This is a genomic window from Dysgonomonas sp. PH5-45 (assembly GCF_029893235.1).
GTDB lineage: Bacteria > Bacteroidota > Bacteroidia > Bacteroidales > Dysgonomonadaceae > UBA1309.
This window is the reverse complement of sequence record NZ_JARXWE010000002.1, coordinates 175,777-197,116: the sequence shown is the minus strand read 5'-3', so window position 1 is coordinate 197,116 and position 21,340 is coordinate 175,777. Positions and strand designations below refer to the sequence as shown.

General features: G+C 37.6%; 23 protein-coding genes, 1 tRNA gene, 2 pseudogenes and 1 riboswitch. Of the genes and pseudogenes, 9 read left to right on the top strand and 17 right to left on the bottom strand.

Annotated elements, in window-relative coordinates; genetic code table 11:
- Positions 1-117: 117 nt before the first annotated feature.
- The 8 genes and pseudogenes from M2132_RS01885 to M2132_RS01850 form a co-directional block, all read left to right on the top strand.
- Positions 118-456, top strand: a pseudogene (locus M2132_RS01885) (sulfite exporter TauE/SafE family protein); the annotation flags it as partial.
- Positions 457-484: 28 nt separating this feature from the next.
- Positions 485-718 carry a thioredoxin family protein gene (locus tag M2132_RS01880; RefSeq protein WP_129733300.1) on the top strand — a complete coding sequence of 78 codons (234 nt, stop codon included), beginning with the start codon at positions 485-487 and terminating at the stop codon, positions 716-718.
- A gap of 11 nt (positions 719-729) precedes the next feature.
- The gene (locus M2132_RS01875; RefSeq protein WP_129733299.1) at positions 730-951 is read left to right on the top strand and encodes an ATP-binding protein; all 222 of its coding nucleotides are present in this window, start codon (positions 730-732) and stop codon (positions 949-951) included.
- A gap of 122 nt (positions 952-1,073) precedes the next feature.
- A complete protein-coding gene (gene arsD, locus M2132_RS01870) occupies positions 1,074-1,403 on the top strand; it encodes an arsenite efflux transporter metallochaperone ArsD (RefSeq protein WP_129733298.1) in 330 nt (109 codons plus the stop codon).
- Positions 1,404-1,408: 5 nt separating this feature from the next.
- Positions 1,409-3,127, top strand: coding sequence for an arsenical pump-driving ATPase (gene arsA / locus M2132_RS01865; protein ID WP_129733297.1), 1,719 nt, complete (start codon positions 1,409-1,411; stop codon positions 3,125-3,127).
- A gap of 313 nt (positions 3,128-3,440) precedes the next feature.
- Entirely contained in the window at positions 3,441-3,860 is a 420-nt protein-coding gene (locus tag M2132_RS01860) for a DUF302 domain-containing protein (RefSeq protein WP_229058434.1), read from the top strand.
- A gap of 521 nt (positions 3,861-4,381) precedes the next feature.
- A complete protein-coding gene (locus tag M2132_RS01855; RefSeq protein ID WP_129733296.1) occupies positions 4,382-6,559 on the top strand; it encodes a TonB-dependent receptor in 2,178 nt (725 codons plus the stop codon).
- Between the two features lies 1 nt (position 6,560).
- A complete protein-coding gene (locus M2132_RS01850) occupies positions 6,561-7,358 on the top strand; it encodes a cation diffusion facilitator family transporter (RefSeq protein ID WP_129733295.1) in 798 nt (265 codons plus the stop codon).
- A 116-nt stretch (positions 7,359-7,474) separates the two neighbouring features.
- On the opposite strand, the gene M2132_RS01845 is transcribed toward M2132_RS01850, so the two are convergent.
- The 17 genes and pseudogenes from M2132_RS01845 to M2132_RS01765 all read right to left on the bottom strand — a co-directional run bounded on the left by M2132_RS01845 (position 7,475) and on the right by M2132_RS01765 (position 19,759).
- Complete coding sequence (locus M2132_RS01845; RefSeq protein ID WP_129733294.1) at positions 7,475-8,257, bottom strand: DUF695 domain-containing protein; 783 nt, start codon at positions 8,255-8,257, stop codon at positions 7,475-7,477.
- Between the two features lie 143 nt (positions 8,258-8,400).
- Positions 8,401-8,763, bottom strand: a complete 363-nt coding sequence (locus M2132_RS01840; RefSeq protein ID WP_229058435.1) for a hypothetical protein — start codon at positions 8,761-8,763, stop codon at positions 8,401-8,403.
- A gap of 8 nt (positions 8,764-8,771) precedes the next feature.
- Positions 8,772-9,452: a hypothetical protein gene (locus M2132_RS01835; RefSeq protein ID WP_129733293.1), complete on the bottom strand. Its 681-nt coding sequence runs from the start codon at positions 9,450-9,452 to the stop codon at positions 8,772-8,774.
- A gap of 11 nt (positions 9,453-9,463) precedes the next feature.
- Positions 9,464-9,697 (bottom strand): hypothetical protein, encoded by a 234-nt coding sequence (locus tag M2132_RS01830; protein ID WP_129733292.1) that lies wholly within the window; start codon positions 9,695-9,697, stop codon positions 9,464-9,466.
- Positions 9,698-9,735: 38 nt separating this feature from the next.
- Positions 9,736-10,668: a hypothetical protein gene (locus tag M2132_RS01825; protein WP_129733291.1), complete on the bottom strand. Its 933-nt coding sequence runs from the start codon at positions 10,666-10,668 to the stop codon at positions 9,736-9,738.
- 14 nt (positions 10,669-10,682) lie between these two features.
- Positions 10,683-11,276, bottom strand: a complete 594-nt coding sequence (locus M2132_RS01820) for a hypothetical protein (RefSeq protein WP_129733290.1) — start codon at positions 11,274-11,276, stop codon at positions 10,683-10,685.
- Between the two features lie 47 nt (positions 11,277-11,323).
- A complete protein-coding gene (locus M2132_RS01815) occupies positions 11,324-11,884 on the bottom strand; it encodes a hypothetical protein (protein ID WP_129733289.1) in 561 nt (186 codons plus the stop codon).
- Between the two features lie 20 nt (positions 11,885-11,904).
- Positions 11,905-12,111, bottom strand: coding sequence for a hypothetical protein (locus M2132_RS01810; protein WP_129733288.1), 207 nt, complete (start codon positions 12,109-12,111; stop codon positions 11,905-11,907).
- A gap of 51 nt (positions 12,112-12,162) precedes the next feature.
- Positions 12,163-13,155: a fusion protein gene (locus M2132_RS01805; protein WP_129733287.1), complete on the bottom strand. Its 993-nt coding sequence runs from the start codon at positions 13,153-13,155 to the stop codon at positions 12,163-12,165.
- A gap of 19 nt (positions 13,156-13,174) precedes the next feature.
- Positions 13,175-13,411 carry a hypothetical protein gene (locus M2132_RS01800; RefSeq protein ID WP_203558333.1) on the bottom strand — a complete coding sequence of 79 codons (237 nt, stop codon included), beginning with the start codon at positions 13,409-13,411 and terminating at the stop codon, positions 13,175-13,177.
- A gap of 507 nt (positions 13,412-13,918) precedes the next feature.
- Positions 13,919-14,449, bottom strand: coding sequence for a hypothetical protein (locus M2132_RS01795; RefSeq protein WP_129733285.1), 531 nt, complete (start codon positions 14,447-14,449; stop codon positions 13,919-13,921).
- Between the two features lie 22 nt (positions 14,450-14,471).
- The gene (locus M2132_RS01790) at positions 14,472-14,891 is read right to left on the bottom strand and encodes a virulence RhuM family protein (protein WP_129733284.1); all 420 of its coding nucleotides are present in this window, start codon (positions 14,889-14,891) and stop codon (positions 14,472-14,474) included.
- 6 nt (positions 14,892-14,897) lie between these two features.
- Positions 14,898-15,422 (bottom strand): ORF6N domain-containing protein, encoded by a 525-nt coding sequence (locus M2132_RS01785; protein WP_129733283.1) that lies wholly within the window; start codon positions 15,420-15,422, stop codon positions 14,898-14,900.
- 11 nt (positions 15,423-15,433) lie between these two features.
- Positions 15,434-16,330 carry a site-specific integrase gene (locus M2132_RS01780; RefSeq protein ID WP_129733282.1) on the bottom strand — a complete coding sequence of 299 codons (897 nt, stop codon included), beginning with the start codon at positions 16,328-16,330 and terminating at the stop codon, positions 15,434-15,436.
- A gap of 272 nt (positions 16,331-16,602) precedes the next feature.
- Positions 16,603-17,793, bottom strand: a pseudogene (locus M2132_RS01775) (site-specific integrase); the annotation flags it as partial.
- A gap of 298 nt (positions 17,794-18,091) precedes the next feature.
- Positions 18,092-18,165, bottom strand: a tRNA-Asp gene (locus M2132_RS01770).
- Positions 18,166-18,361: 196 nt separating this feature from the next.
- The gene (locus M2132_RS01765; RefSeq protein WP_280670713.1) at positions 18,362-19,759 is read right to left on the bottom strand and encodes a methyltransferase RsmF C-terminal domain-like protein; all 1,398 of its coding nucleotides are present in this window, start codon (positions 19,757-19,759) and stop codon (positions 18,362-18,364) included.
- A 54-nt stretch (positions 19,760-19,813) separates the two neighbouring features.
- On the opposite strand from M2132_RS01765, the gene M2132_RS01760 reads away from it, so the two are divergent.
- Positions 19,814-20,518 (top strand): SAM-dependent methyltransferase, encoded by a 705-nt coding sequence (locus M2132_RS01760; protein WP_280670711.1) that lies wholly within the window; start codon positions 19,814-19,816, stop codon positions 20,516-20,518.
- A gap of 264 nt (positions 20,519-20,782) precedes the next feature.
- A riboswitch (cobalamin riboswitch) is annotated at positions 20,783-20,987 on the bottom strand.
- Positions 20,988-21,340 lie beyond the last annotated feature (353 nt).

Below are 21,340 nucleotides of genomic sequence, written 5' to 3'. Positions count from 1 at the left end.
CCATAAACGATACAAAGATAAAACTTAAAACATTTATAGAAGCTAAAGCCTTGTACTAAAGTACATAGTTTTAACTAGCGGTCTTGAAAAATAAAGGTTCCGGGAATGAATAAGCTAACCTCAAAAATAGAAAACAAGAAAGGAAAGAAAACCTACCTCGACGCTTTCCTGCTCGGTTTGCTGTTTGCATTGGCTTTTTGCCCTTATAGCGGTGTATTGTACTTTGGTGGATTAATCCCGATGACTATTGCCAGCCCGTCAGGGTTATTACTTCCCCCTGTATTTGCCATAGCTACCGGGTTGCCTGTAATTATCATTGCATGGCTGTTGGCATACAGTGTTAGCAACGTAGGCAAATTCTACAATAAGATGAGTGTCTTCCAGAAATGGTTTAAATGGATTGTCGCTGCCGTTTTTATAATAGTGGGTATTTACTACATAATTACAAGCATTTAATTAGAAATAACAATATAAGATAAATAATATGGAGATTATTGTATTAGGTACAGGTTGTGCCAAATGTAAAACAACCTATGAATCTGTCCGGAAAGTGTTGGCAGATAATAACATTGCTGCCGATTTGAAGAAGGAAGAAAATATACTTGAAATTATGAAGTATAACATTATGTCTTTACCTGCGGTTGTTGTTGATGGAGAAGTAAAGTTGAAAGGGTATGTTCCGAGTGAAGAAGAAATAAAGAAATCCCTGAATCTATAAAACATCACATTATGAGCAGCACATGGTATCCGATTATTGATTCGGAAAAATGTACAGGATGTTCCGCTTGCTTTGAAAAATGCAAGAAAGGAGTTTATGCGATAGAAAATGAGAAACCAGTAGTTGTATATCCTGATGGATGTGTAACTGGTTGTCATGGTTGCGAACCTCTTTGCCCTACTGCTGCAATCAGTTACTTTGGTGATGCAGCAACAATGGATTACTGTAATTGATAGAATTGTACGCATTGAATAGATGCTGTTTTGAATCAGATAGCGTCTATTTTTTTAACCAAATAGTTCGCTACATTACGAACATTGAATAAATAGAATTAATAACAAATAAAATATTAAAAATGAAAACAATTAAAATTTATGACCCTGCATTATGCTGTCCTACCGGATTGTGCGGAGTGAATATCGACCCTGAGTTGATGCGTATAGCAGTTGTGGTTGAAACATTGAAACAAAAAGGAATTATAGTTGAACGTTTTAACTTGCGAGACCATCCTCAGGTATATGTAACCACGAAGGTTGTCAATGATTGCCTTATGGCAGAAGGAGCAGACGTATTTCCTCTAATCACAGTTGATGGTGAAATTGCTATAAAAAAGGCGTATCCATCAAATAAGCAGATTGCAGAATGGCTCGATATTTCAGAAGATGAACTAACAATAAAAAAATAACCCACATGAAAAAGTATAATCCTTCAAACGAAAAACTTACCCAGTATATATTTTTCACGGGTAAAGGCGGTGTAGGCAAAACATCTATCGCCTGTGCTACAGCTGTAAGTCTTGCAGATAGTGGAAAAAAAGTATTGTTGTTGAGTACCGACCCGGCATCCAATTTACAGGATGTATTTGATATGCCGTTAGACAATAAAGGTACTCCCATTAAAGATGTACCCCGCTTGACTGTTGTAAACCTTGACCCCGAACAAGCGGCTGCCGAATACAGGGAATCGGTTATCGCTCCATATCGGGGTAAATTACCTGAAAGTGTAATTGCTAATATGGAAGAACAACTATCCGGTTCATGCACAGTAGAGGTCGCAGCGTTCAATGAATTTTCTGATTTTATCACTGACGAAGATAAGAGCAAAAACTATGATTATATCATTTTTGATACAGCCCCAACAGGTCATACACTCCGTATGTTGCAACTTCCTTCTGCGTGGGATACTTTTATTGACGAAAATACGACCGGAGCTTCGTGCTTAGGACAATTATCAGGTTTGGAAGACCGCAAAGATGTATATAAACATGCGGTAAAAAATCTAACCGATAAGTCTAAAACAACGCTCTTCCTTGTCAGCCGACCGGAAGACAGCCCGTTGAAAGAGGTCGAACGTTCATCCAATGAGTTGTCGGATATAGGTATCGAAACACAGCATTTAATCATAAATGGCGTATTAGAAAACTACGATGCAGACGATAGTATTTCCAAACAGATTTATGAACACCAGCAAAATGCGCTGAATAACCGTTCGGCAGCCTTGCTAAAACTGAACACCTATATTGTTCCGCTTCGTTCTTATAACATGACAGGCATTGATAATATCCGTAATATGTTGAATGCGGATGTAGCCATAAAGAACGAAAGTCCGGATATTGAGAAACGTAGTTTCAATACGATTGACAGCGTTATTGAAGACCTCTACAAAACAGGTAAACGGGTGATTTTCACGATGGGTAAAGGCGGTGTAGGCAAAACTACCATTGCCGGGAATATTGCTCGTGGTTTGGCTAAAAAAGGAGTGAAAGTGCATCTGACTACAACTGACCCTGCAAACCATTTGGCTTATATCGAAACGAAAATAGACGGCATCACAGTAAGCCATATAGATGAAAAAGCGGTGCTTGCTGCCTATCAGAAAAATGTGCTTGACAAAGCAAGGGAAACAATGGGTGATGCTGATTTAAGTTATATCGAAGAAGACCTGCGTTCCCCATGCACACAGGAAATTGCCGTTTTCAATTCCTTTGCCGAAATAGTTGCCAAAGCGGATAATGAAGTGGTTGTGATAGATACTGCACCAACCGGACACACGTTGCTGCTGCTGGATTCAACCCAAAGTTATCATAAGGAAGTAGAACGGACACAGGGAAATATCACCCCTGCGGTTCAAAACCTATTACCTCGCTTGCGAAGCGAAAAGGAAACGGAAGTGGTTATCGTAACCCTGCCGGAAACAACACCTGTGTTTGAAGCACAAAGACTGCAACAGGACTTACAACGTGCCAGAATTAAGAATAAATGGTGGGTGGTTAATTCCAGTCTTTTGCTGACTTCAACCAATAGTCCATTCCTTAAAGCTAAAGCATTAAGTGAAGTGCAATGGATTAATAAAGTGAAGGAGATTTCAGACGGGAACTTTGCCGTTATTGAATGGAAGGAAAAAGTGTAATTTAGAACGATCTGCAAATTATTCTGAAGAAAATAAACGAATAATTTGCAGATCTTTTAAAAATCTTCGATTTTCATCAATCTTTTTTATTTTAAATTAATGATGATGTACATCCATTTTTAAAGAAAATCAGACTTTTAGCATATTTAGCTGTTAAAAATTGACTATCAAAATCTTTATAAAATTATGTAAGGTGCTTGTATCTTCATGCAATGTAAATAGTAAAAATAAAGCGGATAATAAACGTATTATGCAACCTTTTTGGCAAGAAAATTGTTTAAATAATAACATAGAGTAATATAAAAAAAGAATCATGAAATCAACAGAACAACCTGAGAGCGCAATGTTTTTAGAAAACGTAAGCCGTTACAGTTATGACGAAACCTTCGATAAACTATCCGAAAAAATCCAGTCTCTCGGAAACTGGAAAATACAGCATATTCATGATATGCAGGAAACGCTTCGCAAAAATGGGAAAGAAGTGCTACCGATAAAAGTCATAGAATTGTGCAACCCCAAATATTCCGGCAGAATATTGGAGCATGATATGGAACGTCTTTATTCATCATTACTTCCATGTCGCATATCTATATATCAGACTTCTGATGGTATAACCCGTATTTCGCGCATGAATTCGGTTGCTATGGCAGCACAAATCGGCGGACTGGTAGAGGAAGTAATGAGCGAAGCCTTTGCTGAAATTGAAAAAGCAATAGCCGAAATAGAATCGTAAATTAAACAGTAGATAATCTGTGAAAATAGTACGAAACTTGCAACTAAGTTGCAAAACATAATCGCTATCTTTGCAGCATGAAATATTTGTCCCTCATATTATCCATATATGTATTACTGTTATCAGTAATGCCATGTTGTTTTGAGGATAAATGTTTAGCTATATATACAGATACCGTTGAAACGAGCAATGACATAGGCAATAGTTGTGACGACTGTTCCGATGATAGTTGTTGTTCCCCTTTTCTACATTGTAATACCTGTTCCGGATTTCCGGAAGCCCGTTTTTATAATCCAATAATAATAATTTTAGGCTCTATACCTGATTATAAATCAGATTATATAGTAAAAAACGCTCTCTCTGATTATAAATCTTCAATCTGGCAACCGCCAAAAGCATAAACTAATTTTTATTATACAGGTCGTTGTGAATATGCCCTGCAATTTTTACGATAATACATTCTTTGTAATATCGTAATCCTCATATCATTTATAGTTGAAGATTTAAAAACAAGAAATAAAATGAAAACAAAAATTATACTGATGCTATTCTTAGTATTCAGCATTTCCAATATTTTCGCTCAAAATACACTTAACGTTAAACTAATAGACTGTGATAACAAAGAGCCTTTAATCGGTGCTAATATTATACTTCAAAATACTACGAACGGAACATCTTCTGATGCTGAAGGATTAGCGGTACTCTCCAATATTCCAGACGGTAAACAGAGGTTTGAAATTACTTATGTAGGATATGAAAAGACCATAAAAGAATTTACATTCCCGTTGGCTTCGGATGAACCTATCGTTATCAGGGTTGAGCCTGATGAAGAAACATTGCAGGAAGTAGTTGTTTCTTCAACAAGGGGGACACGTACTTTTAAAGATATTCCTACCCGTATTGAATTTATAAATGCCGAAGAGTTAGGCGAAAAAGGAGTGATGAAACCCGGAGATATACGTATGCTTCTGAATGAAAGCACGGGTATTATGACACAACAAACATCAGCCATATCGGGTAATTCATCTATTCGCATTCAAGGTTTGGACGGTAGATATACACAGATACTAAAAGACGGTTTTCCCGTATTTTCAGGTGCAGCAAGCGGATTAGGTTTATTACAGACACCACCGCTCGATTTAAAGCAGGTTGAAATAATAAAAGGTTCTTCTTCTACTTTATACGGTGGCGGTGCTATTGCGGGACTGGTAAACCTTATATCGAAAACGCCTGAAAAGGAAAGGGATTTCTCAATCCACCTGAATGGGACAACAGGTAAAGGGCTTGATGTAAACAGCTTTTTCGGTCAGAAATTCAACAAGGTAGGTACTACCGTTTTTGCATCGTATAACCGTAACTGGGCTTATGATCCGTCAGATGTTGGCTTTACGGCAATACCAAAGTTCGACAGGTTTGTATTTAATCCTAAGCTATTCTTGTACCTGTCTGAAAACACAGATTTTAATTTCGGTATAAACTCCATGATTGAAAACCGTCTGGGTGGTGATATGGAGTATGTAAAAGATAAGGGAAACGAAGAACATTCCTATTTTGAAAGAAACAAGACACAAAGGCATTCAAGCCAACTTACATTTGAACATCGTTTCGACAAACAAAACAGATTAAATGTAAAGAACAGCATTACTTATTTCAGCCGTAAGATTGAGATTCCCGATTTCAAATTTGACGGCGACCAGTTATCGTCTTTTTCAGAAGTATCTTATATACATACAAAAGAAAAAACGGAATGGGTAGCGGGTGCGAATGTGTGGACGGATAAGTTTACCGAAGAAAAACTGACCGATTTTCCTTTACGTGATTACAATATGACTACCGTAGGCGTATTTGTACAGAACAATACGAAAATAACGGACTGGATGAATCTTGAAAGCGGATTGCGTACCGATTATATTAACGATTACGGTTTTGCAGTTCTACCCCGTATATCTTCTCATTTCAAGATAACGGAGAAATTTTCATCCCGTGTAGGTGGTGGGTTCGGATATAAAGCACCTACCATTTTTTCGGAAGATAGCGAACGCATCCAGTTTCAGAATGTCTTGCCGATAGATGACAACAGGAACAAACTGGAAAGGAGTTATGGGGCAAATGTGGATTTTACTTATAAAACGGGTTTGTTCGGCGACCAAGTATTTTTAAGTATAAACCAGTTATTCTTTTATACTTACCTGAAAAATCCGCTTGAACTGCAAGCTGCTGAAAATAATCGTTGGCAGTTTAATAACATTAACGGTCACGTGGATAGTAAAGGGGCTGAAACCAATATGAAAATTAAGTATAAGGATTTCGGTTTATTTCTCGGATATACCTATACGGATGCTGATGTAAAGGAAGACGGCAGAAGCTACCAAAAAACCTTAACCCCGAAACATAAAATCAATTCTGTTTTAATGTATGAGGTGGAAGATAAATGGAAAATCGGATTGGAAGCTTATTATACCGGAAAACAAAATTTGAATGACGGTAAAACAGGTAAGGATTACCTTGTCTTCGGATTAATGATGCAACGAATTTGGGAAAAGTTCTCAATATATGCTAACTTTGAGAACTTTACCGACAGACGGCAGACAAGGTTTGATACCATTCATACGGGTTCGATGACTAATCCTGAATTTCGGGACATTTATGCACCGTTGGACGGTTTCATCCTGAATACCGGGATTATAATTAAATTGTAAAATGAATAAATCAATTTTTAAAATTGAACAAATGGATTGTCCGAGTGAGGAAAACCTCATTCGGATGAAACTCCAAAATATAGAGGGTGTTGCAAAGCAGGAATTTGACCTGAAAGGCAGGATATTTACTGTTTACCATACAGGCGACTATCAGGAAATCGAAAAGCAGCTTGCTACCTTGAATCTCGGTTCACGCTTTATTGAAAGTAAAGAAGTAACAGGAGAAGTCCAGGCAGAGGAAAATAGCAAACAGCGTAAAGTCCTTTGGATTGTACTGGCTATTAACTTCGGCTTTTTCCTGATTGAAATGTCAACGGGTATTATATCCAAATCTATGGGATTGGTTGCTGATAGCCTTGATATGCTTGCTGATGCTTTTGTTTATGGATTAAGTTTGTTTGCAGTCGGTGCAGCCGTAAGCCGTAAGAAGCGTGTTGCTATGATTTGCGGATATTTCCAGATACTTTTGGCTGCCGTTGGTTTTATAGAGGTAATCAGACGGTTTACAGGTACAGAGGAAATGCCTGTTTTTCAAACAATGATAGGTATATCCGTACTTGCTTTGATTGCTAATGTTATATGTTTGCTTTTACTTCAAAGGACGAAGAGCAAAGATGCCCATATTCAGGCAAGTATCATCTTTTCATCCAACGATGTAATAATAAATGCAGGGGTAATTCTTGCCGGATTCTTAGTATGGCAGTTGAATAATCAGATACCCGACCTTATTATCGGTAGTATTGTATTCCTTATTGTTATAAGAGGGGCAATTAGGATATTGAAACTTGCTAAAAATTAAATAATGTCATTTGATCTGCAAATTATTTGTATATTTTCTCTCAAATAATTTGCAGATCTCATAAGAATAGTAACGGGCGGAAACCGCGCGTCTGTTTATTTTATATCAGCTATATTTTATCTGCTGTTTTGTGGGCAGCATCCCCAACCGTCGTATTTGGCACCGTAGTCATTACCCAATGTTACTAACTCCCATGTATATTCGTTAATCTCTGAGGGCATGACATTGTTTAGCCGGGAGATTTGCAATGCGAAATGATAGGAATCGCCATGATCTACGGTTTCTTTTAGCGCCACTTTATATCCGAGCGTTTCGACTTCCCGAATAAACTGCTCTCGCCCTTCTTCGGTCGGGAAATAGATAAAGTGATCCACTTCCCTTTCTTTGCTGAAGTCGTCGCCGTCCTGATCCAGTTGGAATAAGACCGACTGGTTTTCTATGGTTTGCAGTTCGTATTTGGATGGGTACAACAAGTCGAAGTAGGTATTCCAATCCTTGTCTTTCTGCACTTCAATGTTGTACGAGTATTCGGGATGTACATTCATGACGGACTTTAAGAGTTCCTCGCATTCTTTTCCGTGTTTTACATAAAGGTACATATTCATCAGACCGTTTGACTTAACGATTCCTGCGACGATGACATTTTTCTTTTCGGTAGCCTCGATGATTTCTTCTTGGATGCTGTGTAGTACCTCGGATTCTTCTTCTGCCGTGAATAATCCGTTTTCATCTGCGGAGAGCATCTGAATAGTAAATAGCAGCAACTCTTTGAGGTTATCTATTGGGGCTAAGTCTACCAGCGCGAGGTTCATCAGGACGTTAGCGGGATGATCTTCGATGTGGCTGAAATAAGCAACCCATTGTTCTGGTATATTGTTGGTTTTAATTGATTCTGACATATTGTATAACTTTTATTACGGCGTGAATTTAACTAAAAGATTTTAATACTCACTGTATTAGGATAATCTAAAAAATATTTAGTGATATAATAGCTATCCCGACGGTGTTCCGTCGGGATTTTTTCGTGTATAAAGAGGAAAATTCAACGAATATCTGTACCGAACATTTCATTGAAGAACGCTACAAGTTCCTCTCGACGCAGGCTATCCCAATAGAGAGAGGCAGGGTGATACGGTTCGTGCCGACCGATTTCATAGGCAATATCCATTTTTGTAAAACGCTTGCCCTGATTGTAGCGCATTTCTGTACCTTCCAACCAACGTGAACGACGGCTTTGTTGTTGAAGCGGGAGCAGTTGTTCCAACATATAGGCATAATTTTCGCCTACGGTGTGTCCGCTTTCCATTTTATACGGACTGTCTTTACAACGCTTACATTCGTCAATGGCGGCGTTCAAATCTGTTACTTCAATTATGTTTCCATCTATGTCTTTTATTGTTGTCATATTCTTTGTTATTTAGAGGTTTGTACTTGCATTGAGGAAACATACCAATTATCTTGATACTTGTCTCCAATCAGGTTAAAAGTACCTGATAGTCCGCTATTATCTGCGTATTTCTTGGCTTCCATTATAGAGCTGAACTCGCCCAACTTTTTGAATCCAATAAATAATTTATACATGGTGCTGTTCTGTTTATGCTTGATGACTTCTGCCTGTAAAATGGCATACGCTTCATTATAATTTTTCTTTTTCTGTTCCAATTTGGCTTTGGCTTTGAGTAACTTTTCATCCGTTTCAAGATTGAAAAACAGGTCATTGTGTGTCATATAGTCGATATATTTGGCGATTGCCCTTTCTACCTTAGTTATCTGCGCTTTTGCCGAAGCTACTTTGCCTAAAAGGAAGTCAAAACCTGTTTGCAATCCCGTCCGCTTGTCGTATGCACAGTGATATACCCAAATTTTCTTACGGGGGTATTTACATACCAATTTTGCCCTGCGCCACTCAATAACCCACCGCCAACGGTCTAACATGGCACGAGGGATGTCGATTATATGTAGTATTTCACGGTTTCTGTCCTCGTCCCTTACTTCAAAGGTTATATATACCCAATGTTCTATTTTGAGTTCCCGTTCCGCTTTTGCAAGGTCTTTGGCATCTTGCATCCAATCGTCTATTTTTTCCTGTGCCATGATATTGATAATTAACTGTTATAAATTTGCTGTATTTCTTCTCCGATTTTTGACAACGCTTGTCGTTGTTCATCGGTAAGTGATAGTACAAAATCATCGTTGCTATACCATTCTCCGCTATCTTCTTGTTCTCGGAAACATCGCCTGTTAGCAGTATCTACGATTCCCAATATTACATCAACTTCGGTTGAAGTTAGTCCGCTAATTGTGCAGGTCTTATTTGTTTTATTTACTTTCAATTTCATGCTTTTTGAGATTATGGGCGGATTACTCCGCCCTTTGGTTATTCATATGCTTCAATCCTTTCTTTTACAATCTCATGTAAGTGTGAATTGGATTGATAAATTTTGATTTTTTCTTGAAAGGTTTTATTTTGCCAAAATTGGTTGGCATCATCAAGGAATTTTGCATCTATTTCATTATTGCCGTCTCTGTCCTGCTCTATACCTGTAATATCTTCAAATTCATCAAAACTAAGCCATTGCCACCACGTATTAAGAGTTTGCAAAGACCATTCATTCGGCTTTTTGGGACTTTCCTCAAATGATCTGACAACCGTTTTCAATTTTTGTCCGTCTGATACACTTAATTCTTTATCCCTGTCCAAAAGCCAGTACAGGAAAAAGATGATAGTGTCTTTAGATATTATATGATTGCCATTGAATAGATTTAGCAAAACAACAGGTTCTTTTTCTTTGGCTTTCAATGCTTCTTCGCTTGTGGTATAGGCATTTTCACCGATACCGAAACGTAGGGAGTTGTTTACGGTAAATTCTACCTTTCCGTATTCTTCCATTTTCCTGTATATGAAGTGTTCTAAATCTCTTATATCGTGTATCAGGTCGAAAGGGTGCAAGGCTTCCAGTTCTTCTTTTAACTGGTTGTGAATATCCCTTAACATGGGTTCAATGGTAAACCATTTAGTAGGGTTGGTTATCTTTCGGCAAGTGGCAGGATCGTGAACGTCATCGAGAAATAAACCATTCTTATCAAGTGTGCAATAACAGTCATAGCAGAAATGCGTATGATATTCCGTTTCGCTCTTTTTGATAGACTTATTTATGATTATTCGGATTTGACCGTTCTGTAACAGATAAAAACGGATGCTCCAACGGTCAGTTTCAAAAGCTATTTGATAATGCTTGCTTTCGCCTGTTACCCTGTTCAGGAAATGTACAACTCCCTTATACATAATTGCTATTTTATTCGGTTTCATATTGATTGGATTTATTAAAAGAATGATAATTCTAATTGTACAGGTTTACGCCCTGTAATCTCGTCAAATAAGGCTTTCGCTTGTTTTAATACATTGATTGCATATCGGTCGGTCTTACTGCTGTCTTTTTCAAGTCCTGTAAGCATTTCATTTAATGCTGCTTTCAGGCAGTCTTTTCTATTGTCGAATATTTTACCCCATACATTAAGCCCATAGCCTGATCCGCCTGTACTGTGAGAGTAACTCATTCCATAAGTCCATTTTCCGTTTAAGCCTTTACCCAGTGTGATATGGTTAGATACCGCCCAACCGTCCCGATGTGGGAATTGTATTTCTTCACGTTCCAAAAAATCAGGTCTTTCCAACCAACCGTATTCGTTAAATTCCTTTTTAATGAAGCCAAATACTAAATGTCTTTCGTACTCTCGTTTATTCATTAATAACTGGCGAGGGGTATTTCCAAAACTCTCGTATTCCTCTATTATCGCCCTGTCGTTACGTCTTAATGCGTTCAGATATATAGCTACATTGTGGCGTTCTGCCCTGCAAAAATTGATGTCCTGTATCTTTTGCAATTTTTCGTATGCTGACAATTCTCTGTATTTCATGACTGTTATTTTGTGGGGCAGGGTTACTGCCCCGTGTTTGACTTCTTTTATCTTGCACTCATTGTTATAGTTCCTCGCAGATTGGGTGAGAACTTTTGTTCATAGGCTTCAATCTGCCTTTCAAGTTCTTCCCATGCGGTTATTTCTTCATCATACATCTGTAAATCGGCTTTACATTCTTGTATTAGAATTGTGAGGTATTCTTTTTCTATTTCAATTTGCTTGATTGCTTCATCCGCATTTATCCTGTCTTGTGAATTTTCATCAGGCTTGGTTGTTGGCAGGAGAAAAACGCAGTTGTATGATGTCAGATAATTCCATGTTTTGCCCTCCACACTTGCATACATTCTGTGATTATTGTCAGATATACCGATTGCAATGCCTTTACATCCTCTTTTTTCGGTGATGCTGTAAGAAAGGTTGTTCGGGTTCTCTGCGGTGTATATGGCTTTAATTAGCTTTGAATTGGCTACCTTGCCATTAAAGGCTCTGATAAACGGCTCACACGTTTCCAAACCTTTTATAAGGTTCTCATTTACTTTAATTTGTTGGTTCATTCTATTAATGAACTCTTGTTTTCTATTGGGGTTCTTTAATCCGTAATACATGATATATTGTTTTTTGATTGTTAATTATTTACTGCGTCCCATTCTCCTTTTTGGTCATCAAACCAAATTGCATGATAGAATTGGACGGTTACTTTTGGCTTCTTTCTTGGGTTGGCAAAGGTTTCCGTTTGGCTGACTTTCCACCCTTTTGCAGTTTCTGCGAGAATTATACAGGATAGGTTTTTATTATACCTGTGGATGAATTTCATATCTATATCTACTCTCATGGTGATTGTTTTTAGTAGGGCAGATAGGCTCTGCCCTGTGTTCTACATTGTTTAATCCAATCCGAAATAATAGGCTAACCTTTGCTCTTGTGATTTCGGGAAAATCCATCCTTTAATTTTTTTCCCATTAAAGGTTAATCGACTGTTGAAGCGTCCTCCCATTGCTCTTAGTTCGTCTTTAATTGCTTTGGTTTCCCCGAATACCGCTACTGCTTTGGCTGAATACTCAACCATTGTACAACCGCATTTACTTTCCCCTGTCTGGTTGGTTGGTGGCGTTGTGTTGGACTTACTGATATGTATATTATCTTCGCTTCCTGCTGTGTATGCAAAATCTTCAATAGTGCGTTCACGGTTATATACTGGCACTTTTTTAATTATCCAACCGCTATGCCTATATTCTCCTAAATAATACCCTGCACCCATAGAGTATTTTTCCCTATTTTCGTAATCCTCGTTAAACTCGGCTAAATAGGCGGTTTCCTCGAAGTTTGATGCGTATTTACGCATTTCGGAAAAAATATCCCTTTTATGTTTGGAAAAGCCTAAAATGACGGTGCGTTGTGTGCTACTTCCGTAATAGTCGGTTTGACTATCGCTTTCGTTTTGTTTCAGACGTGCCACGATTACCGCTTGCGCATCTTCGGGAAATATCTCGGCAAAACGTTTACGCCCTATTACCTTAACTTCTTCTACTCTTATCTTCTCTTTTTCGGCTTCGTCTGTTTCCGCTTTAACTATGTCTTTCGCTTCCTGAAGAAGTAACGCCACTTCAAAACCATCCATAAATTCAGGATTTTCGCTGTCGTAATAATAACCGATACCGAATTTTTCGCTTAATGGTCTGATTATGTCTGCTGTCTGAAAAACTTTTTTCCGTAGGTTAATCAGCTTGTAAGTGATACCCCAGTTATTTTTAACGATGTCATAGACTACATATCTGTCATAGCTATAACCCTCCATTTGGATAACCTGATTGACTTGAACAACCTGTATAGCCTTGTCAATTTCCTTGTTTGCTCCTAATAAAAATACTTTGCTCATAACTCTAAATTTTAAGGGATTATAAAAAGGTCAGCATTGCGAGAATAAAGAGGATTATAGCACCCATACCCACGAAAAAGGAGAGGATACCCCGTATAACAGGAAGAAAGAGATACAAGCCCACTAAAGCCCAAATAAACCCTGTTCCCCACACACAGAAGCCCAAAACCGCCAAAACGATTTTTAAAACCAATTTTATGCTAATTGGATGGTAGGCTGTCGGTCGTTGTTTCCTATTTTTTTCTGTACTTCTCATAATTTCTGACTTTTTTTTTATGCCAGTATGGAGAGGGTGAGGTGTGATCGAGTTTCAGGTGCCTTACTCACGCAGTGCTTTTTGGCAGCATCAAGATTTTTCAAAAAAATACACTCGCTTTCCTGTACCTGATTGGGGTGCAGATACATTTCTTTAAGAAAAGAGGCTATAATTATTGCCCGGATAATTTCTTAAAATCTATTACAAAAGAGATTTTGAATCGAGGAAGATTTTTTTAAAAACACGTCTGATCTTGTGCAGCCAATAAACATGAAATAAATTCGCGCCTGATACTCGTTCACTCCGAACCCCTCCTTTTTTATGGTCATAACTAAATGAGGAAGAAATTATACCGAGGGAAGTACAGAAAAAAGGAAATTTGGTTGTCTGCTTTGCGTTTATCATAATAAAACGCAGAACTTTCCTCACAGAAAGGAAAGCTATATACAAAAAAAGCCTGTACCGATTTTTACGATACAGGCTCCATTTGGATTGTGATATGTATTTTTATTTTGCTCTGGTTTTTCCGTAGCATTTGCTGCCGTCAGGAGATAAGTAGAAATCAAATGTTTCTTCAACGGCTGTTCCACCCGGAGCGATTGAGTATTTGCATCTAACAATTACGGCAAGAACATCATTCGGATTCTTACTGTCATATCCGTTAAGATTATCCGGAGTAAGATTTTTTAGAGAATCAATAGTATTGCTCATCCGTGCAATATCAGCATTGTATTTATCAATTTTAGCTTGATTTTTTTCTCTTGCCAGTAGATCTTCACTCATTTTTTTAGCCAGCTCAATCTTACTGATGTTAGGTTGATTATTTTTCTGAAATTCATCAGTAAGATAGGCGATACTGTCGGCAACCGTAACGTTGCCGGTTTCGCTAATCTCAATAATTTTGAAGTTGAGATTTTCTTTTGTGTCGCTCCCTTTTAACAGGTTATCAGTAATGGTTTTTTCGTAATTACTCGTTGATGAGTTTGAACCGCAGGAAACCATAAAAACAGCGATAAGTAAATAAAATACGTGTTTCATATCTAAATGTATTAAACGTTTATTAATTCATCGAAATAGCCGGAAGTTTTGAGTGTAGGTTATATACTATCAGAACTTCTGTTGATTTTTTATTATCAGTCCGGGTATATTCGGTTAATGCTTTCATTACCCATTCCCGAAATGCTTTTGCTTCAAAAGATGCTACACGGTAGCTGACAAATATCAGTGCTTCCAGATTATACAGTACCGTTTCGCATGGGTGCCCGTTGCTCTCAAATTTATGTATTCGGGTAACATCTTCTTCACGGAGCAAGCCGGATTTGAATATACTCCGTAGATTGTTACCAATCGTATTGACAAATACATTAAATAAGTCGGCAATTTGATGTTTCGTTACCCACAGGGTGCAATTTACAAGTTTTGCTTCAACAATCAGTTGATTTTCACTATTTTCTTTAATATTTATATATCCTCGTTCCATAATATATTATTCTTCATCCTGTTGAACATTATAACCAATACGCTTACGGGGTTTATTTTCCAGTTCCTTTTGTGATGCAAGTTCGGTAAGAGCTTGGTAAATATCACTAAACTGCATATTTGTTTCCACCATAAATTCCTCCAATTTACGATTTAATTCCGCATAACCCAGTGCATATTGTCGTAAAGCGACAAAAGCTCTGATAATAGATATATTAACCTGAATGGCCAACGTGCTGTTAAGAACGCTTGACAGTTGGGCTATACCCTGTTCAGTAAATGCAAAAGGTAAGTATTTTACGTGTTGCCCTTGTCCTTGATTTTCTAAGGTGCCAAAATTGCACCTTAAAAAATCGTACTCTTCCTTTGAGAGTTCAATCATAAAATCCGGAGGAAAACGGTCTATGTTCCGACGAACAGAACGTTTCAGATTTTTGGTTTCAACCTGATATAATTCAGCCAAATCGTAATCCAACATAACTCGCATACCTCGGATTTCATAAATCTTGCTTTGAATAATTTGTAATTCCATGATAAATATTTTTAGAGGTTTAATGCAGTATCCATACCTGTAAGGTGTTCTGATAATTTCAACATATCCCGCCCAATCTTTCCGTTATCCATTCGTACCAATGTTTGGGTTGTATTTATATTGGTATGTCCTAACATTCGGGATATTGTTTCAATGGGTACCCCATTCATATAGGTAATAGTAGTCGCAAATGTGTTTCTTGCAACCCTGAAAGTGAGATTTTTACCAATACCGCAAATATCACCGATTTCTTTCAAATAATCATTCATCTTTTGATTACTTGCTATCGGTAAATTTTGACTGTACTTATTCAAAATTTTCTGCGGAACTGAAAGCAAAGGGATTATAACAGGTGTATATGTCATGCTCCGCATAATTTTGATAATAGGATTACCGTCTTTATCTGTTTCAAAATTTTCGGTTGTTAGCATTGATAAGTCTGAATAATTCAGACCTGTAAAACAGGAAAAGATAAATACATCCCTTACTTGTTCAAGTCTTTTAGTCGAAAACTTTTTGCTCAAAATAGACTGTAACTCCTTTTCCGAAAGGAAGGCACGAACTACCTCTTGCCTTTTAATCCGGTAATGGCTAAAAGGGTTGTTGGATATAGCCTGTTTTTCACAGGCTATATTTACAATACGACGGAATAATTCTATTTTCTTGGCGGCTGTGTTTACGTTATATTTGCGAAACTTCATCAGGTAATTTTCAAAACCTATTATGAAATTGACGTCGATTTCGGACAGCAAGTAATCAACTTTCCCATATCGTTGTTTAATGTAATCAGCGATATAGTTTCTCACCGCTTCATATTTCAGGTAGGTAGATAAGGCTTTAACCTTATATACATTCTTATTATACTCGTCGAACAGAGCTATTACTGTTGAATATTCATTTTTTTTCATTACTATTAAAAATTAGTGGGTTAAACAGCTAATTGAGTATTGGCTTTTTCCGATTTAAAAGTGAGATTGCCTTCATTTTCAAAAGTATTAGACCAGAGAGATAATTTTTCTTCTTCTGAAAGGCTATGCCACATGACAGATATACGCTTTAATCTTTCGGGATCATCAGACAGAGTGCCGGGAAGATTAAATAAAGCCATTTTTTCATGCAATGAAAGGCATTCAAAAAGTTTATCTAAATTAGATTTAGATTTGATTCGCCTTTCTTCAAGTTTTTCAGCAAAAGAAGCCATATCGTTGCTTACCTTAACATCGGTAATTCTTGCATAAATTTGGGTAGTTTTTATGTTTGTATGACCTAACATTTTTGATACACTTTCAATGGAAACTCCTTTTGTAAGCGTAAGAGTGGCGAAAGTGTGTCTTGCAAGATGAAATGTTAAATCTTTGTCAATACCGCAAACAGCTCCGATTTCTTTGAGATATTCATTCACTTTTTGATTGCTTGGAACAGGGAGAACTTTCTTATTGGGCATCGTCCCTTTATACTTCTCAATAATTTGCTTTGGAATGTCGAGTAATGGAATATTGTAGCTTGTACCTGTCTTTTCACGTTTCCCCATTATCCACAAATTATTATCAAATGAAATGCGGATATTACTTTCATCCAATCCTTTTACGTCTATATAGGAAAGTCCGGTATAACAGCTAAAAATAAAGATATCTCTTACTCGCTCCAAACGTTCAGAAGAGAATTGTTTCTTCATGATTTCGTCTATTTGTTCTTGCATTAAATAGCCTCTATCGACTTTCTTAAACTTTATTTTATAGTTGGCAAAAGGATCAATGTGAATCCAACCGTTATTTTTGGCGAAAAGAATAATAGTGCGGAATCGCTGTAAGAATTTAGCAGTAGTATTTTCCTTACATTTGCAGCTTGTCATTAGGTACACTTCAAAATTTCTCAAAAAGGAGTGATTTACCTCTTTCAAAGAAATATCAGCAACATTATAATACTCTTTAATAAAATTAGCCATGTGCCTACGGGCTACGTCATATTTTTGAAGTGTACCTTTTGCCCTGCTTATACCAACCAATTTAGCGATATCATCAACATGCCGTTGGAATAATTCGAGTACGGTTTGGTTTTTAATTTCAAGACCAAGAAAGATATTTTTAACCCGATCAGGATTAACATTGTTCTCTTTGGTGAGTAAATCATGGTAAACGTTGTATAAGCCTGTTTTAATTGTTTCCAGAAAGGTATTTATCTCGACAGCTTCTTTTGTTCTGCCCAGAGCCATTGACGACTTTACATCCCATGATTTAGGATGCACATTTAATTTGGTACTGAAACGGCTTATTTGTCCGTCGATTGTAATCCGGCACATGATAGGAACACTGCCATCGGATTTTTGCTTGTCTCTTTTCAAAAAGAAAAGAACTTTAAATGTACTTTTCATAAACTCATTTTTTAATGTTACAAAATTAAAGTAAACTATCTGTTAATGAGTTTTATGCAGACTGCCAATTCCCGACAACACACTGCCAATTTTGGACAATTCGTACCCCTTTTTCTTTGATTTCTCGTACCCCCTGTGTCCCTTTTTGGTTTGGGGTATGAAATGGGACACACTAAATGTCTTTTTTTGGCTTTATTTTGGCTTTTTCCTAAGACAACATAAATAAAAAAAGTCCCTCATATTCACTGAATATGAAGGACTTGTCTCTTTTTTGGCGCCTATTGACTTAGGCTTTCCGCGGTATGGACGGGACTCGAACCCGCGACCCCCTGCGTGACAGGCAGGTATTCTAACCAGCTGAACTACCACACCGTTTTTTGGAGTGTCATTTCCTCTGAAATGCGATGCAAAGATAGGGCAAGATTTTCAATTTTGCAATATCTTTAAGAAGTTTTTTTAGAATATTATTAATCATCCTTGATAATAAGTGCTTTATAAATGGATAAAAAGCAAAGAAGATATCTACTTTTTGGGACATCTTTGTTTTTTTATATCCGTCTGCACGTTTTTAAAGTAAAGGATTTTCCGTGTTTTCGGGAATATGCCCCGAACGTATACGCCAATCTTGAGGATACAGGTTATTAGCCCTGTTGCCTATGTTTTTCACAAAGCCTAACGGTATACCCTGAAATGTGAGCAGAATGTAACCTTTGGCAATATCAGGAAGCGACAAGGCTTCCTTCCGGAGGTAAGCTATTGCTGTTGGTTTATCTACCTCGTAACTTTGAAAAACAGTATCATTAAGAGCAATTGACAACGCCAATGATTGGTGGGGTATAAAATCTTTACCTTTATACTCACCCATACATATACCTGCCGATATAAGGTACATGTGGGACGTTACATATTCAAAATCTGGATATAAACTCTTGGGAAAGGCAAACCAGTTATTTCCTTTAGCGAAAAAATGATAGCTGTCGCTATCGCGTAAATAAGCTTTATGTTCAGGAGCGAGAACAGATTTTTTTTCGCTGTTTTTTCCCTTTTTGCTCTTTAAATTCAGTGAACTTATTGATTGTGTGATTGTTCCGTCTTTCCTTAATACGGCAAGAAACAAACCTTCGCCTTTTGTTTTGTGAGGAAAAAAGTGGTAGCAGGGAATATCATATTCTTGGTATGCAGGTGATATATTCCATTCGGGGTTGGTTTTTACCGAAAGTGTTTTTGCTCCGAGTTTATCGCATATCCATAGTATGTTTTCTTCGTTTTCTTCCTTATTGAAAGTACATGTACTGTAAATTAGTAATCCTCCGGGTTTAAGTGCAGCCCACACATCTGCGAGAATGCGTTGTTGCCGTTCCTTGCAAAGCTGCACATTGGCGGGCGACCATTCTTCAATGGCGTTCTTGTCTTTGCGGAACATTCCTTCGCCCGAACAAGGAGCATCGACCAGAATAGCATCAAAATAATCAGTCATTTTGCGGCCTATCTCGGAAGGGTCGTTTGAGGTAACGATAATGTTCGGGTAGCCAGTTTTCGTCATATTCTCGGCCAAAACTTCCGAACGGCTTCTTATAACTTCGTTCGATACCAATAGGCTGTTAGGCGAAAGTAAAGATATTATGTGCGACGATTTACCGCCCGGTGCTGCGCAGAGGTCCAGAAAACGCACATCCCCTTCAAGATGCTGCTTTACTGCCTGCTCGACGAACATAGACGAAGCTTCTTGTACGTAATAGGTTCCTGCGTGGAAAAGTGGATCGAACGTGAAGGAGGGTCGTTTTTCGAGATAAAAACCTATTGAACACCAACCTACATTTGTGAGTTTGGGCGAAAATAGTTTGCCTTTAGCAGGATTCAAGCGGATACTGACAGGGGCTTCTGTGGAAAGGGCATCAGCAAAAATATCCCACTCGTCCTTTAGTAAGGGTTTTATCTGGTCTTCGAAAGATTGGGGCAGGAGCATAATTTCTCTGTTTTTAGCGTAAAAATATGTATTTTTGTCGAAATTTCAATAGTAATGCAAGCATCGTTATACCTTATTCCTGTTACATTGGGCGAGACTCCTGTCGGGAATGTTCTCCCATCTTACAACAAGGAAATAATCCTTACCATAAAACATTTCGTTGTAGAGAATGTGCGTTCGGCTCGCCGTTTTCTTAAAAAGACCGATCAGGCAATCAATATTGACGAACTTACCTTTTATGAATTGAACAAACATACCGATGCTCGTCAGATTGAAACCTATCTGCAACCTATTGGTAAAGGCTTTCATGTGGGAGTGATATCGGAAGCGGGTTGCCCTGCTATTGCCGATCCGGGTGCTGATATAGTAGCAATAGCCCAACGGAAAAACATAAGGGTTATTCCCCTTGTAGGGCCTTCGTCCATACTGATGTCGTTGATGGCTTCGGGATTTAATGGGCAAAGCTTTGCTTTTCATGGTTATTTGCCGATTGAAACAGCCGATCGTATAAAGAAAATAAAGCAGTTGGAGCAAAGAATATATAGCGAGCATCAGACACAAATATTTATAGAGACACCTTATCGGAACACTAAATTGGTAGAAGATATTGTGCGGAACTGCACACCGTCTACCAAGCTTTGTATTGCCATGAATATTACCTGCGAGGATGAGTTTATAAAAACCCTTCCTGTTAAGGATTGGGCAAAACAAATGCCGGATATGGGTAAGAAACCTTGTATTTTCTTGATTTATAAGTGAGGGTAAGAAAGTCTTTTAAACAAAACGGCATGAAACGCCAATTTCACACCGTTTTGTTCATGCAATCTGTTTCACGTAATAGACACAAACTTTCTTTTAAAAGAAGTGCCATGACCGTAATAGATTGCAGAAATAAGAAACCTATATACTAATAAACTCAGACAAAGAATCCTTTTTCACAAAAGAATTTTCATCTCCCAATTATAAAAATATTCACATTGATTTTAAATACCATTCTTTTATTCGTTCCTCGCTAAAATAAAAGATATCTAAAATAATACTGGCAGGTCTTCGGACTCGTTTCATTATTTGTGCGCCTTCCCATTCTTCCATAAGAACAGTGGCAAACAGAGTTGCACAAATTTCATAAAAAACACACCGCAGCGGGACTGTTTAGGATTTTCACCTAATTCCCTTTTCATTCGCCATCCTGATAAGGAAAAGCAAAACCAATACTGGGTACAAACATACATATTTTTTTTCTGATAAAAACGAAACAAGCAGAGTTATTTATTGCAATGTTGAGAATGTATCAGCTTGGATGTCATTTGCCTGTGTGTACATGGTTGTTCTCTATAACCTGTAGTGCATTTAGAGAGTTTATATCAAAGCACTCATTATAAATGTCTGTCATTGAGTTACCTACGCTCCTCGAACGTTGTTTCTGAACAAAGTGAAGAATCTCTCTGTTTTTATTCAAGATCCTTCATTGCACTCAGGATAACAAACTGGATATATGTTATTTTTAGATAATTAGTTTTTATTTTCTAAATGTACTACGAGTTCTCTATAATGGTCTATGAAAGCCAAAGGCGATAGAAA

Coding starts and splice junctions, on each gene's coding strand:
- M2132_RS01800 (WP_203558333.1), bottom strand. CDS start 13,411: ATGAGAAGTACAGAAAAAAATAGGAAACAACGACCGACAGCCTACCAT.
- M2132_RS01855 (WP_129733296.1), top strand. CDS start 4,382: ATGAAAACAAAAATTATACTGATGCTATTCTTAGTATTCAGCATTTCC.
- M2132_RS01880 (WP_129733300.1), top strand. CDS start 485: ATGGAGATTATTGTATTAGGTACAGGTTGTGCCAAATGTAAAACAACC.
- arsD (WP_129733298.1), top strand. CDS start 1,074: ATGAAAACAATTAAAATTTATGACCCTGCATTATGCTGTCCTACCGGA.
- M2132_RS01830 (WP_129733292.1), bottom strand. CDS start 9,697: ATGAAATTGAAAGTAAATAAAACAAATAAGACCTGCACAATTAGCGGA.
- M2132_RS01820 (WP_129733290.1), bottom strand. CDS start 11,276: ATGAAATACAGAGAATTGTCAGCATACGAAAAATTGCAAAAGATACAG.
- M2132_RS01790 (WP_129733284.1), bottom strand. CDS start 14,891: ATGGAACGAGGATATATAAATATTAAAGAAAATAGTGAAAATCAACTG.
- M2132_RS01825 (WP_129733291.1), bottom strand. CDS start 10,668: ATGAAACCGAATAAAATAGCAATTATGTATAAGGGAGTTGTACATTTC.
- M2132_RS01840 (WP_229058435.1), bottom strand. CDS start 8,763: ATGACAACAATAAAAGACATAGATGGAAACATAATTGAAGTAACAGAT.
- M2132_RS01760 (WP_280670711.1), top strand. CDS start 19,814: ATGCAAGCATCGTTATACCTTATTCCTGTTACATTGGGCGAGACTCCT.
- M2132_RS01780 (WP_129733282.1), bottom strand. CDS start 16,330: ATGAAAAAAAATGAATATTCAACAGTAATAGCTCTGTTCGACGAGTAT.
- M2132_RS01795 (WP_129733285.1), bottom strand. CDS start 14,449: ATGAAACACGTATTTTATTTACTTATCGCTGTTTTTATGGTTTCCTGC.
- M2132_RS01875 (WP_129733299.1), top strand. CDS start 730: ATGAGCAGCACATGGTATCCGATTATTGATTCGGAAAAATGTACAGGA.
- M2132_RS01815 (WP_129733289.1), bottom strand. CDS start 11,884: ATGTATTACGGATTAAAGAACCCCAATAGAAAACAAGAGTTCATTAAT.
- arsA (WP_129733297.1), top strand. CDS start 1,409: ATGAAAAAGTATAATCCTTCAAACGAAAAACTTACCCAGTATATATTT.
- M2132_RS01860 (WP_229058434.1), top strand. CDS start 3,441: ATGAAATCAACAGAACAACCTGAGAGCGCAATGTTTTTAGAAAACGTA.
- M2132_RS01850 (WP_129733295.1), top strand. CDS start 6,561: ATGAATAAATCAATTTTTAAAATTGAACAAATGGATTGTCCGAGTGAG.
- M2132_RS01835 (WP_129733293.1), bottom strand. CDS start 9,452: ATGGCACAGGAAAAAATAGACGATTGGATGCAAGATGCCAAAGACCTT.
- M2132_RS01805 (WP_129733287.1), bottom strand. CDS start 13,155: ATGAGCAAAGTATTTTTATTAGGAGCAAACAAGGAAATTGACAAGGCT.
- M2132_RS01765 (WP_280670713.1), bottom strand. CDS start 19,759: ATGCTCCTGCCCCAATCTTTCGAAGACCAGATAAAACCCTTACTAAAG.
- M2132_RS01845 (WP_129733294.1), bottom strand. CDS start 8,257: ATGTCAGAATCAATTAAAACCAACAATATACCAGAACAATGGGTTGCT.
- M2132_RS01785 (WP_129733283.1), bottom strand. CDS start 15,422: ATGGAATTACAAATTATTCAAAGCAAGATTTATGAAATCCGAGGTATG.
- M2132_RS01810 (WP_129733288.1), bottom strand. CDS start 12,111: ATGAGAGTAGATATAGATATGAAATTCATCCACAGGTATAATAAAAAC.